The 11694-nt window shown below is 65.0% G+C and carries 13 protein-coding genes; 5 read left to right on the top strand and 8 right to left on the bottom strand.

What is annotated here, in order from left to right:
• The first annotated feature begins 668 nt into the window (after positions 1–668).
• Positions 669–1748: a porin gene (locus tag H0X91_RS34040; RefSeq protein ID WP_006486033.1), complete on the top strand. Its 1080-nt coding sequence runs from the start codon at positions 669–671 to the stop codon at positions 1746–1748.
• A gap of 177 nt (positions 1749–1925) precedes the next feature.
• On the opposite strand, the gene H0X91_RS34035 is transcribed toward H0X91_RS34040, so the two are convergent.
• Positions 1926–2324, bottom strand: coding sequence for a GreA/GreB family elongation factor (locus H0X91_RS34035; protein WP_006486027.1), 399 nt, complete (start codon positions 2322–2324; stop codon positions 1926–1928).
• Between the two features lie 512 nt (positions 2325–2836).
• On the opposite strand from H0X91_RS34035, the gene H0X91_RS34030 reads away from it, so the two are divergent.
• Entirely contained in the window at positions 2837–3166 is a 330-nt protein-coding gene (locus H0X91_RS34030) for a DUF4148 domain-containing protein (RefSeq protein WP_006486030.1), read from the top strand.
• A gap of 158 nt (positions 3167–3324) precedes the next feature.
• Here the strand turns inward: H0X91_RS34030 and H0X91_RS34025 are convergent, their stop codons facing one another.
• Positions 3325–3786: a CBS domain-containing protein gene (locus H0X91_RS34025; protein ID WP_006486040.1), complete on the bottom strand. Its 462-nt coding sequence runs from the start codon at positions 3784–3786 to the stop codon at positions 3325–3327.
• A 177-nt stretch (positions 3787–3963) separates the two neighbouring features.
• Here H0X91_RS34025 and ribA point away from each other — a divergent pair, with 177 nt between their 5' ends.
• Entirely contained in the window at positions 3964–4614 is a 651-nt protein-coding gene (ribA, locus tag H0X91_RS34020) for a GTP cyclohydrolase II (protein WP_006480964.1), read from the top strand.
• Between the two features lie 281 nt (positions 4615–4895).
• Here ribA and H0X91_RS34015 read toward each other — a convergent pair whose 3' ends face one another.
• A complete protein-coding gene (locus H0X91_RS34015) occupies positions 4896–5282 on the bottom strand; it encodes a VOC family protein (RefSeq protein WP_006483933.1) in 387 nt (128 codons plus the stop codon).
• A gap of 300 nt (positions 5283–5582) precedes the next feature.
• On the opposite strand from H0X91_RS34015, the gene H0X91_RS35170 reads away from it, so the two are divergent.
• Positions 5583–5873: a hypothetical protein gene (locus tag H0X91_RS35170; RefSeq protein ID WP_012493406.1), complete on the top strand. Its 291-nt coding sequence runs from the start codon at positions 5583–5585 to the stop codon at positions 5871–5873.
• 204 nt (positions 5874–6077) lie between these two features.
• Here the strand turns inward: H0X91_RS35170 and H0X91_RS34005 are convergent, their stop codons facing one another.
• The 3 genes from H0X91_RS34005 to H0X91_RS33995 form a co-directional block, all read right to left on the bottom strand.
• Positions 6078–6842 carry a hypothetical protein gene (locus tag H0X91_RS34005; protein WP_006483939.1) on the bottom strand — a complete coding sequence of 255 codons (765 nt, stop codon included), beginning with the start codon at positions 6840–6842 and terminating at the stop codon, positions 6078–6080.
• A 52-nt stretch (positions 6843–6894) separates the two neighbouring features.
• Positions 6895–7503, bottom strand: a complete 609-nt coding sequence (locus tag H0X91_RS34000; RefSeq protein WP_006483943.1) for an acyl-homoserine-lactone synthase — start codon at positions 7501–7503, stop codon at positions 6895–6897.
• Between the two features lie 210 nt (positions 7504–7713).
• Positions 7714–8157: a DUF4902 domain-containing protein gene (locus H0X91_RS33995; protein WP_080331336.1), complete on the bottom strand. Its 444-nt coding sequence runs from the start codon at positions 8155–8157 to the stop codon at positions 7714–7716.
• Positions 8158–8230: 73 nt separating this feature from the next.
• Between H0X91_RS33995 and H0X91_RS33990 the strand changes: the two genes are divergently transcribed.
• Positions 8231–8950: an autoinducer binding domain-containing protein gene (locus H0X91_RS33990; RefSeq protein ID WP_006496918.1), complete on the top strand. Its 720-nt coding sequence runs from the start codon at positions 8231–8233 to the stop codon at positions 8948–8950.
• Between the two features lie 43 nt (positions 8951–8993).
• On the opposite strand, the gene H0X91_RS33985 is transcribed toward H0X91_RS33990, so the two are convergent.
• On the bottom strand, positions 8994–9701 hold the full coding sequence (locus H0X91_RS33985; protein WP_006483946.1) for an MgtC/SapB family protein: 708 nt from the start codon (positions 9699–9701) through the stop codon (positions 8994–8996).
• A 305-nt stretch (positions 9702–10006) separates the two neighbouring features.
• Entirely contained in the window at positions 10007–11551 is a 1545-nt protein-coding gene (locus tag H0X91_RS33980; protein WP_006494035.1) for a TolC family protein, read from the bottom strand.
• Positions 11552–11694: the final 143 nt, after the last annotated feature.

The raw sequence follows: 11694 nt of genomic DNA, 5'->3' as shown, positions 1-11694 counted from the left end.
GGCCGAGGCGGCGCGCAGCCAGCCGGTGCCGACGAAGGCGGCAGTCAATCCGATGGCGCGCAGCAACGAGCGTCGATCCATGGCGGTTCCTGTTCGGTATTCGAGGCCGCCTTACATTAGCCTGCCGGCCCACGCGCCGGGTTACGCGGGCGGTTAAGGCTGTTACCGCGTGTCACGGCGGGGGCGAGCCGCCTGTTTTGCTTTCCGATGGCTCACGGATCTCGCCGTGGCGCAGGCGCCGCTCCCTGTTTAGGGGGCGACGCGGACGTTTTAGATGCGGGGTGGCCAATATTTGAGATTGAATTGGGTAAAAATTACCGTTTTCGGGGTGCCGAACCGAATCCACTTGTTGTTTCTATGCAACCGTCAAGACGATGACATGAAAGAATGATGCGATGAAAGCCTCCAAAAAGCCGTCGTCAAGAAGTCAAAAATAGACGTTAAAACAAATACTTATGACGCGGCCCCACTTTCATTATTTCTAGTTCTGGAAAAGCTTATTTCTTTATTTGCGGATCGCTCCCCTAGGGTACACCCCTAAACTCACGGTTCCCAAACGGGCAACTATCCGGGCGCCGCCAGCAGGACCGATGGCGCTCCCGGGCGGTTGCAGACCGTTTATGAACAAGGTCGCGAGACCTGCCTCTTTTTAGAAGGGAGCTCCACGAATGAACAAGACTCTGATCGTTGCAGCAGCTGCAGCATCGTTCGCTACCGTCGCTCACGCGCAAAGCAGCGTCACGCTGTACGGCGTGCTGGACGCAGGCATCACCTACCAAAGCAACGTCGCCAGCAAGTCGCTGTGGTCGATGGGCTCGGGTATCGACCAGAGCCGTTTCGGCCTGCGTGGTTCGGAAGACCTCGGTGGCGGCCTGAAGGCAATCTTCACGTTGGAAAGCGGCTTCAACATCGGTAACGGCCGTCTGGGCAACAACGGTGGCATGTTCAACCGTCAAGCATTCGTCGGCCTGTCGAGCCAGTACGGCACGGTCACGCTGGGTAAGCAATACGACGCAACGCAAGACTACCTGGCGCCGCTGACGGCAACGGGTTCGTGGGGCGGCACGTACTTCGCTCACCCGCTGAACAACGACCGCCTGAGCACGAACGGTGATGTCGCGCTGAACAACTCGATCAAGTACACGAGCGCTAACTACGCTGGCCTGCAATTCGGCGGCACGTACTCGTTCTCGAACAACCAGAACTTCGGCAACAACCGTGCATACAGCGGCGGCCTGTCGTACCAGTTCCAAGGCCTGAAGCTGGGTGCAGCATACTCGCAAGCAAACCTGGGTGACGGTACCAACGCCAACGGCGCGACGAACATCGCTGCACAAGGCCGTGTCCGTACGTACGGTGCTGCTGCTGGCTACGCATTCGGCCCGGCACAAGTCGGTGCTGCATGGACGCAATCGCGTATCGACAACCGCGCTGCAGGCGTTCCGTCGCTGCGCGCTGACAACTACGAAGTCAACGCAAAGTACAACCTGACGCCGGCTCTCGGCCTGGGTGCTGCTTACACGTACACGAACGCGAAGGTTGATGGTTCGAGCGCACACTGGAACCAGTTCGGTCTGCAAGCTGACTACGCACTGTCGAAGCGCACGGACGTCTACGCACAAGCTGTGTACCAACGTGCTTCGAAGAACGCTGGCGGCGCGTCGATCTACAACGGCGACCTGTCGACGGCTCCGAGCTCGTCGATCAACCAAACCGCAGCAACGGTTGGTCTGCGTCACCGCTTCTAAGCGTGACGGGCGGGGTAACCCGCTTCGCAGCATCAAAAAAGGCGCCTTCGGGCGCCTTTTTTTCGTCTGTTGAACGCGATGGCGGCAATCCGGATCGTCCGGATGCAAAAAAGCGAGGCCGGTGCCTCGCTTTTTCCGTTTTGCGCCCGTATCGCGCGGCGCTGGTCGACCGGCGGCTCAGCGCGTGTATTCGCCGTTGGCTTCCGGCTGGAACACGATCGCGGCGACCTTCATCAGCTTTTCGGCGCCGCTCGGCTGCATCACCTTGACCATCTGGCCGCGTTGCGTGCCCAGCAGCGCCATGCCGACGGGCGAGAAGACGTTCAGGCGGCCGAGTTCGAGGTTGGCGGCGTCCGGATAAACGATCGTCCAGGTGGCCTGTTCCTGGGTCGCTTCGTCGAGCAGCGTGATCTGCGAGTTCATCGTGACGACGTTTGCCTTGATGGCGTCGGGCTGAACGATGTCGGCGCGTTCGAGCAGCGTGTCGAGCATCGTCTGGAAGCGCGGATTGTGCTCGGCGTGCTTTTCGAGGCGAGCGACGTCGAGTTCGGTCAGCTGGTAAAGGCGTTGTTTCATGGCAGTTCTCCAAATGATCGGCAGGGGCAGGCGTGGCGTGCCTATGAGGATCGCCCGGAGCCTGTCTAACCTGGCTCCGGGTGGAGACCGAGCGGTCAGATCAGGCGCCGGGCAGGGGCGAGCGGCGCCTGGGCCGTGCGTCGAGCGAGGGGGTGTGCCGGCTGGCCGGCACGCGCGCGCACGCCGGCCGGGCCGGACGGCGAAACCGAAAGGGGCATGAGCGCGTACATGGTGGATGGAATATCGACTGGCGAATAGAACCTTACGATTCTACAACACAACCTTCCGGACAGGTGATCCGGCTGTTGGCCTTTCGTCAGCGATTGTTGTGTAGATGAAGCAAGTTGCAACGACCGTGTCTGGAAACAGTGTGCGATTTTTTCCAAAAATGCAACGCTGTATATTCAAACTAAGGGTTTCCCCTTGGAATGGCGCGCACTACACTGAATTCAATCGCTTCAGACAGTCCTGCCGAGGCGACGTCAAAAGAGAACATATTCCGGAGGTAAATCATGAAGTCGATCATCTACGCAGCCATCGCCGCATCCGTCCTTGCCGCTCCGATTGCATCGTTCGCGCAGTCCGAGCAGGGGTTGACCCGCGCTCAGGTCAAGGCCGAACTCGTGCAACTCGAGCAGAACGGCTACAAGCCGCTGGCGAGCGATTCGCAATATCCGAGCAACATTCAGGCCGCCGAGCAGCGTATCCAGCCGAACCAGCCGATGCTCGCGCAAGCCGACACGAGCGGTTACGGTGCCGTGGCCACGGGGGCCGCGCAAGCCGGCCGTCGCGTGACGCGGGAAGCGCCGAATCCGGTGAACTCGGTCTACTTCGGTAACTGATTGAACGTCCCCGGTCCTGCCCGAGCGCACCGCTGAATTGACGAGACGCGCGCCCGTTGCGCGCGTCGTTCGCCCGCAGGAGCAGAACCTCCGTCGCCGCATGCCGGCGGCTTTCCGCCCAGACGCTGACGCGTTTGGGCCTTTTTTGCTGGGCCGGATCAGGCGGACGTGACGGTGGGCGTGCCGTGGATATAGTGTTCGAGCTGGCTGATCGTGAACTGCTGATCGGCGATCACGCTCTTCACGAGGTCGCCGATCGAGATGAGACCGACCAGCTTGCCGCCGTCGAGCACGGGCAGGTGGCGCATCCGGTGCTCGGTCATCAGCGCCATGCACTCGTCGGTGGATTGTGACGGTTCGACGTAGCGCACCTTTGCCGTCATGATTTCCTCGACGCGGGTGGCTTTCGACGAGCGGTCCTGCAGGACGACCTTGCGCGCGTAGTCGCGCTCGGTGACGATGCCCGCGATGTCGTCGCCGTCGACGACCAGCAGCGCGCCAATGCCCTTTTCGGCCATCAGCTTGATGGCGTCGTAGACGAAGTCGCTCTTCGTGACGGTGTAGATGGTGCGGCCCGAATCCGGCTTGGCCTTGAGAATTTGCGCGACAGTCGTGCTCATTCGCTTTCTCCGTGTGCAGGTCGATGCAGGGCAGGCGGGGCGTGATGCGCGTCACCCGGTGAGCCCAGTATAGCCGGGCGGGCGGCGGCAGTCGCGTGACGTTTCCAGATTAGCGGTAAACTCCCGTCACGCACCATCCACACAACTCCTACATTCCTGAACGTTTCGATTGAATTCATGATGTCTTCGCGTCCCCAATCGCCCACGCCGGGCAATGGCCAGGCCGACGAGTGCGTGACGCTCGTCGCCACGGCGTCGCTGCCTACGCGCTACGGTACGTTCACGTCATACGCGTTTCGCGTATCGGGCAGCGATGCCGAACATCTCGCGCTCGTGATGGGCGACGTGACGGGCGAGCAGTCCGTGCTGACCCGGCTGCATTCCGAATGCCTGACCGGTGACGTGTTCGGCTCGTACCGCTGCGACTGCGGCGAGCAACTCGATCTCGCATTGCGTTACATCGCGGCCGAAGACCGCGGCGTGCTGCTGTATCTGCGCGGCCATGAAGGCCGCGGCATCGGTCTGAGCAACAAGATCCGCGCGTATGCGTTGCAGGAGCAGGGGCGCGACACCGTCGAGGCGAACCTCGATCTCGGCCTGCCCGACGACGCCCGCGAGTACGACTCGGCCGCTGCGATCCTGCGCATCCTCGGTGTGACGTCGGTGCGGCTGATGAGCAACAATCCGAAGAAATTCGACACGCTCGTGAAGCATGGCATTCCCGTCTGCGAACGCGTGGCGCTTGCGGTGCCCGTGCGCGAGGAAAACGAGCGTTATATCCGCACGAAGCAGACGAAGTTCGGGCATTACTTCGAGGAGAACGAGTAACCCGAGCGGGCGGCGCTAGCGCTCGTTTCTCGTCAGCAATTCTTCCGATCGTCGCTGGTACAAGCGACGATCGCGACTTCCTTCCCCTCATGCGTTCCAGTGCCGCGCTTGTGGCGTCATCTGCATTGAGTCCACAGTCGTCCTTCCGTACTCCCGTAACGATCACGCCATCGAATCGATATCGAACGTCTGACGCTGCATCGTTGGCGACCGGCGAGTGCGGATGTGCTACCACCGGCGGCAACCACCCCGCCGTGTAACGGCTCACGCACGTCAGCCCATCAGCGCCACGTACCGTTCTGCAACACGATCCGGTAACCGTCTGCATCCTCGAAGGTCTGGCCGGAAATTTCCCAGTACGGATTGAACGACGTCACGGGCATGAAGCCGTGTGCGGTCGCGCGCTCGCAGGCGGCTTCCCATTTCGGCCGATCGGGCAGGTAGAACACGATCAAATCCTCGGGCGTCGGCGACGGCGCGATCGGATGGTCGGGGCAGTGTGTGAACTCGAAGTGATAGTCGAGGCCTTCGCGGCCGAGCATTACGCCGGAAAAGCCGTCGTGATCGTCGAAGCGCGCCAGTACCGACAGATCGAGGCCGTCGCGATACATGCGTTCGGTGCGGGCGAGGTTGTTGACCGGGCGGGCAATGCGCAGATGGGCGTGCAAGATGACCTCGACGGGAAGTGGCTGGCCGGTCAATGATAAGCCGGTCGATCGCGATTGGGCGAGGCGAGCGGATCGTGTTTCGGGCGATACTGGCTGTATCGAACGATATCGATTCGGCCCGGCCAAACGAATCGAATTGTGCTGAGCCTCGTCTCGCGAAAGAAAACATGACGCATTTCGATCGAGTGTGCGCACTCCGCATCGCAGCGGCTACCCATCAACAAGACCTTCGCATTCATGCGATCGGCGGCGCTTGCCGCACGACGTGCGGGCACGCGCATGCCGGTAGGGAACTGACGAATGGGTAAGCCCGATCTGCGCCGGCCGGTTGCCGGACCTTACCGCCAGTCGCGATGGGCAGCCGGGCTGGAGGCCGCGTTCGGATGGGTGGCAAAGGGGACGTTGGTGCTGGCCGGCCTGGCGATGGTCGCGTTGGCGGCGCTGACGGGCGAAGTCGGCGCCCTGACGGACCTGCCGACGACCAGAAAGGGCTGGTTGTACCTGCTGCTGATCCTGGTCGTCACGGTCGCGCTGATATTTGCGGTGCGTTACTACTGGCTACGCCCGGCCACCTTGGGTCCGGCGGGCTAGTCGCGCGCAGGAGGTGATGTGGCCCCGCAAACTGTTCAGGCAATAAAAAAGCCCGCTGCTGGAGCGGGCTGAATCCATGTTTGGAGACATGGAGGAGACAGACGTAAATTTAAGGGAAAACCCGGACGTTTGCAAGCGCTCGTTGTATCTGCACAACTTGCCGCCGCGCAACCCGCCTGGTGGCGGCCCGCGGCACGGCCGCATTCACATGCCGCCGGCCCGCGCATGCGCGGCAAACGCGCCAAACCGCTCTTGCGCGACGGGCAGCGCGTATTTGCTGCGCATCTCCGTCTCGATCCATGCACATGCCTCGCGCGCGCAGTCGGTCAATGCGTGTCGCGTCGCATGCCCGTCGATGTCGTAGACGAAACGCACGCCGACCTCGTCATCGTCAACCTGTCGTTCGAGCTGATTGAGCTGCAGTTGCGGCCCGTGCTGTTGCGACAATGCGCGCAGTTCATCGAAGTGATATTCGAGCCAGTCCGCGAAGAACAGCGCGTCGCTGTGGCAGGGCAGGCGGAAAGCCGCGCTGCGCGACGGGCGCGCAGCGGTTTCGCCGGCCGCCGCATGCGGTTCGCCGTCGATGGGAACGGGCAGATCGACCGGCGCGAGCGGGTGCCGAATTCGCCGGTACGGCTCGCGATCGCGCAACGCGTGCCACAGCAATTCGTCACCGGCGGCGCCGGACGGCTGCATCGTCAGGTCGTGGCGGCCGTCGCCGGTCGCGGCGATGTCGCGGATCACGAGGCGCAGCGAGCACAGCGGCTCGTCCGCGACCAGCAGGGTTGCCGGGCGCGGCAGCCCGCACACGAGCGGTGCGGCGCCGGCGGCACGAAACACGAGCCCGCGGCGGTCGAGCCGCACGAGCGGCAACGGCCTGGGAAACGACGGATAGGCGACCGTGACGCGGGCGCCGCTGGCGCTCGTCAACCCGGGCATCATCGCGCGAAAGACCTGAGACTGGTCCACGTTGGTTCTCCTTCGTTACGATGCCGCCCCGGACGGAAACGCGCGTTCCGGCTCAGGCGGCGATAGCTTGCCGGGCGGCCTGCCCCGGCTCGATTCCTAGCGCAGCAAACGTTTGCGGATCGATGTCGATCCAGCACGCGACCACCAGACGCCCATCTACCTGCTTCGGCGGGCCTGCGCGGTGCGCGTGTATGCCGATCCGGCGGAACAGGCGCTCCATGCTCGCGAACGTCACGCCGATCAACTGCCGCGCCCCGAGCTGCGCCGCGCATTCGACGACGGCCGCGAGCATCGGCCGCACGGCCCATTCGGCGTTGCCCGGGCCGCCTTCGTCGTCGGTCGCCGCGAATCGCGACAATTCCCAGACGGCGGCCGATTGCGGCAGCGGCATGTCCTCGGCGACCAAGTCGGCGAACAGCGACTTCAGCAGATACGGGCGCGTCGTCGGCAGCAGGCGCGCACATCCGCACATGTCGCCGTCGGCGTTTCGCGCGAACACGTAGACGGTATCGTCGCGATCGAACTGGTCACGCTCGAAACTTTCGTTCGCCGACGGGAGCGCCCAACCGAGCTGCTCGACGAACACGCGGCGCCGATAGCGCCCGAGATCCGCCGCGAGTTCGTGTGGCAACCGCCCTTCCTCGTGAACGAAGGTCTGCATGGATGTCCTCGGATCTGTGCTTTTGTATGCGTGCATTACAGCGCGCGGCACGAGGAGCCTGTAACTGGTAACTCTTACAGGGTGACGGCGTAAAGACGCCATTCGGGACGTGGTAACGGTTTCTTGATCAACGGGATTGAAAACCGCGCCGCTTTTGCTTATAAAGAGCGCCAGTCTTGCAAAATCGTCAGAGGAATGCGCGGCCGGTTGTCACTGGAGCGTCGGACCGGCATGATAGGCGTCGTTGTGCCCGAGCAGGGCCGACGCGACCGCGGCGGGCCAGTCGAGGGCGGCGAGTCGTGCGGCGAGCGCGGCGGCCGTGCGCAACATGCCGATGTCGGCGCCCTTGGCGTCGATGGCCATCACGTTGCTGCGAACGTCGCCGCCCGCGATCACGAACGTGCCCGTCGCGCGTTCGAGGTACCAGTCCCAGCCGACCGTCACGTAGGCGACGCCGGCACCGGCCGTGCGATGCCATTCGGTATAGCCGGCGAGGCGGGTGTCGATCGCGTTGTCGCGCAGTTCGGCCAGCAGCGACGGATCGAGGCCGCTCGCGACATGGTCGAGCACGAGTGCGGCCAGTGCGCCTTCTGACAGGCGTACGTAGCCGTCCGGGGACGGGCCGGGGACAGGGTGCAGCAAGGGTGAAGTCATGCGCGGAATGTATCAGCCTCGAACGGGTACTGAAACCTGACAAGTATGACAGCGTGACGTTGTCGGAGAAAGAATGGAACTGCGCTGGCAGGATGCCTACCAACAATTCAGCGCCGCGGAGGACGAGCAGCAGCTCTTCCAGCGGATCGCCGCCTATTCCAAGCGGCTCGGATTCGAATACTGCTGTTACGGCATTCGCGTACCGCTGCCCGTTTCGAAGCCGGCCGTCGCCATCTTCGATACCTATCCGGACGGCTGGATGGCGCACTACCAGGCGCAGAACTACATCGAGATCGATTCGACGGTTCGTGACGGCGCGCTCAGCACCAACATGATCGTGTGGCCGGACGTCGACCGGATCGACCCGTGCCCGCTGTGGCAGGACGCGCGCGATTTCGGATTGTCGGTGGGCGTCGCGCAGTCGAGCTGGGCGGCGCGCGGCGCGTTCGGGCTGCTGAGCATCGCCCGCCATGCCGACCGGCTGACGCCGGCCGAGATCAACATGCTGACGCTGCAGACCAACTGGCTCGCAAACCTGTCGCATTCGCTGATGAGCCGCTTCATGGTGCCGAAGTTGTCGCCGGCGGCGGGCGTCACGCTGACCGCGCGCGAGCGCGAGGTGCTGTGCTGGACGGCCGAGGGCAAGACCGCGTGCGAAATCGGCCAGATCCTCAGCATCTCGGAGCGGACGGTCAACTTCCACGTGAACAACATCCTCGAGAAGCTCGGCGCGACCAACAAGGTCCAGGCGGTCGTCAAGGCGATCTCGGCCGGGCTCATCGAAGCACCCTGACGCAACGCGACGGCGGCGCCGGATGCGGCGGCCGCCACGCGGCTCACTCCATCATCGGCTCCGCTTCCTTCGCGGTCCAGCTCACGCTGGAAATGCTTTTCTCCATGCTCATCCGGCTCGCGATCTGCTCGAGCTTCTGCTGATCCTTCGGATGCAGCTTCAGCGTCGCGGTCACCTTCAGCCGGTCCGGCTGGTCGGGCACGTCCTCGCTCGTGAGGCTCTGGAACGACAGCGGCTTCGCATACATCGCGTTCGACAGCAGCGTGCGGATGTGCACTTCGTCGGCGGCGAGGCAAATCACGGTGATCTGGTATTCGCGCACGAGGTCGGCGTTGGAGACGGGCGTCGCGTTGATGGCCTGGCTGACGCCGCGCAGCACCGTATTGGTGAGCAGCACGACACCCGTGCCGGCGAGCGCGGGCACGTAGTGACCGGAGCCGGCCAGCACGCCGACGGCGGCCGAGCACCACAGCGTCGCGGCCGTGTTGATGCCCTGGATCGAACCCTTGTCGCGCATGATCACGCCGCCGCCGAGAAAGCCGACGCCCGACACGACGTACGCGGCGATCTGCGTGACGCCTGCGACGCCGTTGCCGGTCAGCACGCCGAGCGTGACGAACAGGCATGCGCCGCTCGCGACGAGCGTGATGGTGCGCAGGCCGGCCGTGCGCTGGCGCATCTGGCGCTCGAGGCCGATGGCGACGCCGCAGGCGAACGCGGTGAAAAGACGGAGTGCGAAATCGAAAGTCATGGTTGTCCTGCCGTGCAAGAAGCGCATGCCGGCGCGCGTCGCCGCGGCGCAAGGCCGAACGCGACGCGGCGATAGCCGTCATCGCGCGGTACTGTACCGCGCGAATGCGTCATTCAGTGTGAAACGGGGTGAGCGTGCGGCTCGCGGAACGCGAGCCGTGGCAGGAGAACTGCGGCGGACAGGCGTTCAGGCGGCAAGCGGCGCACGCAACGGAGTGCTGCAACTGTCCACGATGGTTCCTGAAGGAAGAATGGGCGGCATTCTAGTGGGCGGCGCGCGCCTGCGTCAACCGCATGGCGGCGGCGCTACTGCGCCGCGCCGATCGTGCCCGTCGCGAGCGCGAGCGCGGCGGCGGCCGACAATGCGCCGGCATAGCTGTCGACTTCCGCGTTGCGCGCGGCGAGCAACTGGCTTTGCGCGATCGTCGCGTCGGTGACCGAGCCGACGCCGTTCCGGTACGCGGTCAGCGCCGCGTCGTAGCTGGTTTGCGCGGCATCGACGAGCGCCTTCGCGGCGTCGTGCGACGCCAGGCTCGTCTGCACCGCGTTCTGCGCGGCGACGACCTGGCGCACCGCTTCCTCCTTGGTCCGCGTGAGGCGCGCGGACGCGCTTTGCGCGTCGTTGCGCGCCTGCATCAGCACGGCCGAGCGCAGGCCGCCGTCGTACAGCGGAATCGTCACGCCGAGGAACACGCCGCCGCCGTAGCGGCTGCCGTTCAGGTTGACGGTCGGCGCCTGGTCGCCGATCGCGGGCAGCGCGGAGATGGCCGTGCCGCCGCTCGCATACGACGTCGACGCGGACAGGAAGATCTTCGGCATGAACGCGGCTTCCGCGGCCTTGATCTTCGCGCGATTGGCCTTTTCGACCGCGAACGCGCCCTGCAGGTCGGGCCGGCGTGCGATCGCGTCCGACACGATCGCGTCGACCGACGAGCCGAGCGCGGGCGGCAGCGGCCGCTTCGGCAGCGCGGCGATCGTCGGCTTCGACAGCGGCGAGATGCCGAGCGCGGAGACGAGCGCGAGGTAGCCGTCGCTCTCGGCGCCGTTCGCCTGCACGAGCGCGAGGTTCGCCTGCGCGCGGTTCTGCGTCGCCTGCGCGAGCTCGACGACCGTGCCGACGCCGTGCTTGAGCCGCGCGCGGGACGCCGCGAGGATCGCGTCCGCGTTCGCGAGGCCCTGTTGCGCGCTCAGCGCGCGCGCGCGGGCGGCTTCGTAGCGGTAGTACGAGACGGTCACGTCGTGGATCACCTGCTGGTGCACGGCCGTGAACGCGACGTTCGACGCGATCGATGCCTGTTCGGCCGCTTCGACGCGCGCCGCGCGGCCGCCGAAATCGAACAGCAGCCATTGCAGCGACAGCGCCGAAATCGTGCCGTGCACGGTGGTGTTGCTCGACGAATCGCCGAGGATCGTCGACGTCGAGCCGTGGTTCGCCTGGTACGCGCCCATTGCCGTCGCGGACAGGCGCGGCAGATAGGCGGACTTGGCGAGGCCGACCGCGAGCGCCGCGTTGCGCGCGTCGTTCCAGGCGATGCGGGTCAGCGGGTTCGCCGATTCGGCGAGATCGATCAGCTCGGGCAGCGTGTACGCGTGCGCGGCATCGAGCGCGGCCGGCGCCGACACCGACGCGAGCGCCGGCGACGCAGGCAGCGTGTAGTCGTGTGCACCTTGCGTGGATGCGCGCGGTGGCGCCGCCACGATGTCGCCCGCGGCCGACGTTTGCGGCTGCCACGGGCGGTCGGGCGCCGCCGGCGCCAGATCGATCGACGACGTCGCACAGCCGGCCAGCGCGACGGCGGTCGCAAGCGCGGCGGCGGCGATCGAGGCGGCCGGTGGTTCAGGTACGCGCATGAGGGGCAGGCTCCTTCGGTGTGGCTTGACGGGCGGCGTCGGCGATCCGCGCGAGCCGCGTGTCGATCAGGTTCAGCAGCGCGTCGCGCGCGGGGTCGGTGGGGGCGGCGGCGCTCGACGGTGGCGCCGGGGCAGGCGTGCGG

The organism is Burkholderia sp. 9777_1386 (assembly GCF_015712265.1).
GTDB lineage: Bacteria > Pseudomonadota > Gammaproteobacteria > Burkholderiales > Burkholderiaceae > Burkholderia > Burkholderia cenocepacia.
The sequence above is the reverse complement of the archived record's forward strand: the minus strand, read 5'-3'. Positions and strand labels throughout refer to the sequence as shown.

What these genes read in the sequence shown, in the direction of transcription:
- H0X91_RS33980 (WP_006494035.1), bottom strand. Translation starts at nt 11,551, where the DNA reads ATGCGCGTACCTGAACCACCGGCCGCCTCGATCGCCGCCGCCGCGCTT.
- ribA (WP_006480964.1), top strand. Translation starts at nt 3,964, where the DNA reads ATGATGTCTTCGCGTCCCCAATCGCCCACGCCGGGCAATGGCCAGGCC.
- H0X91_RS34040 (WP_006486033.1), top strand. Translation starts at nt 669, where the DNA reads ATGAACAAGACTCTGATCGTTGCAGCAGCTGCAGCATCGTTCGCTACC.
- H0X91_RS34025 (WP_006486040.1), bottom strand. Translation starts at nt 3,786, where the DNA reads ATGAGCACGACTGTCGCGCAAATTCTCAAGGCCAAGCCGGATTCGGGC.
- H0X91_RS33985 (WP_006483946.1), bottom strand. Translation starts at nt 9,701, where the DNA reads ATGACTTTCGATTTCGCACTCCGTCTTTTCACCGCGTTCGCCTGCGGC.
- H0X91_RS33995 (WP_080331336.1), bottom strand. Translation starts at nt 8,157, where the DNA reads ATGACTTCACCCTTGCTGCACCCTGTCCCCGGCCCGTCCCCGGACGGC.
- H0X91_RS35170 (WP_012493406.1), top strand. Translation starts at nt 5,583, where the DNA reads ATGGGTAAGCCCGATCTGCGCCGGCCGGTTGCCGGACCTTACCGCCAG.
- H0X91_RS34000 (WP_006483943.1), bottom strand. Translation starts at nt 7,503, where the DNA reads ATGCAGACCTTCGTTCACGAGGAAGGGCGGTTGCCACACGAACTCGCG.
- H0X91_RS33990 (WP_006496918.1), top strand. Translation starts at nt 8,231, where the DNA reads ATGGAACTGCGCTGGCAGGATGCCTACCAACAATTCAGCGCCGCGGAG.
- H0X91_RS34035 (WP_006486027.1), bottom strand. Translation starts at nt 2,324, where the DNA reads ATGAAACAACGCCTTTACCAGCTGACCGAACTCGACGTCGCTCGCCTC.
- H0X91_RS34030 (WP_006486030.1), top strand. Translation starts at nt 2,837, where the DNA reads ATGAAGTCGATCATCTACGCAGCCATCGCCGCATCCGTCCTTGCCGCT.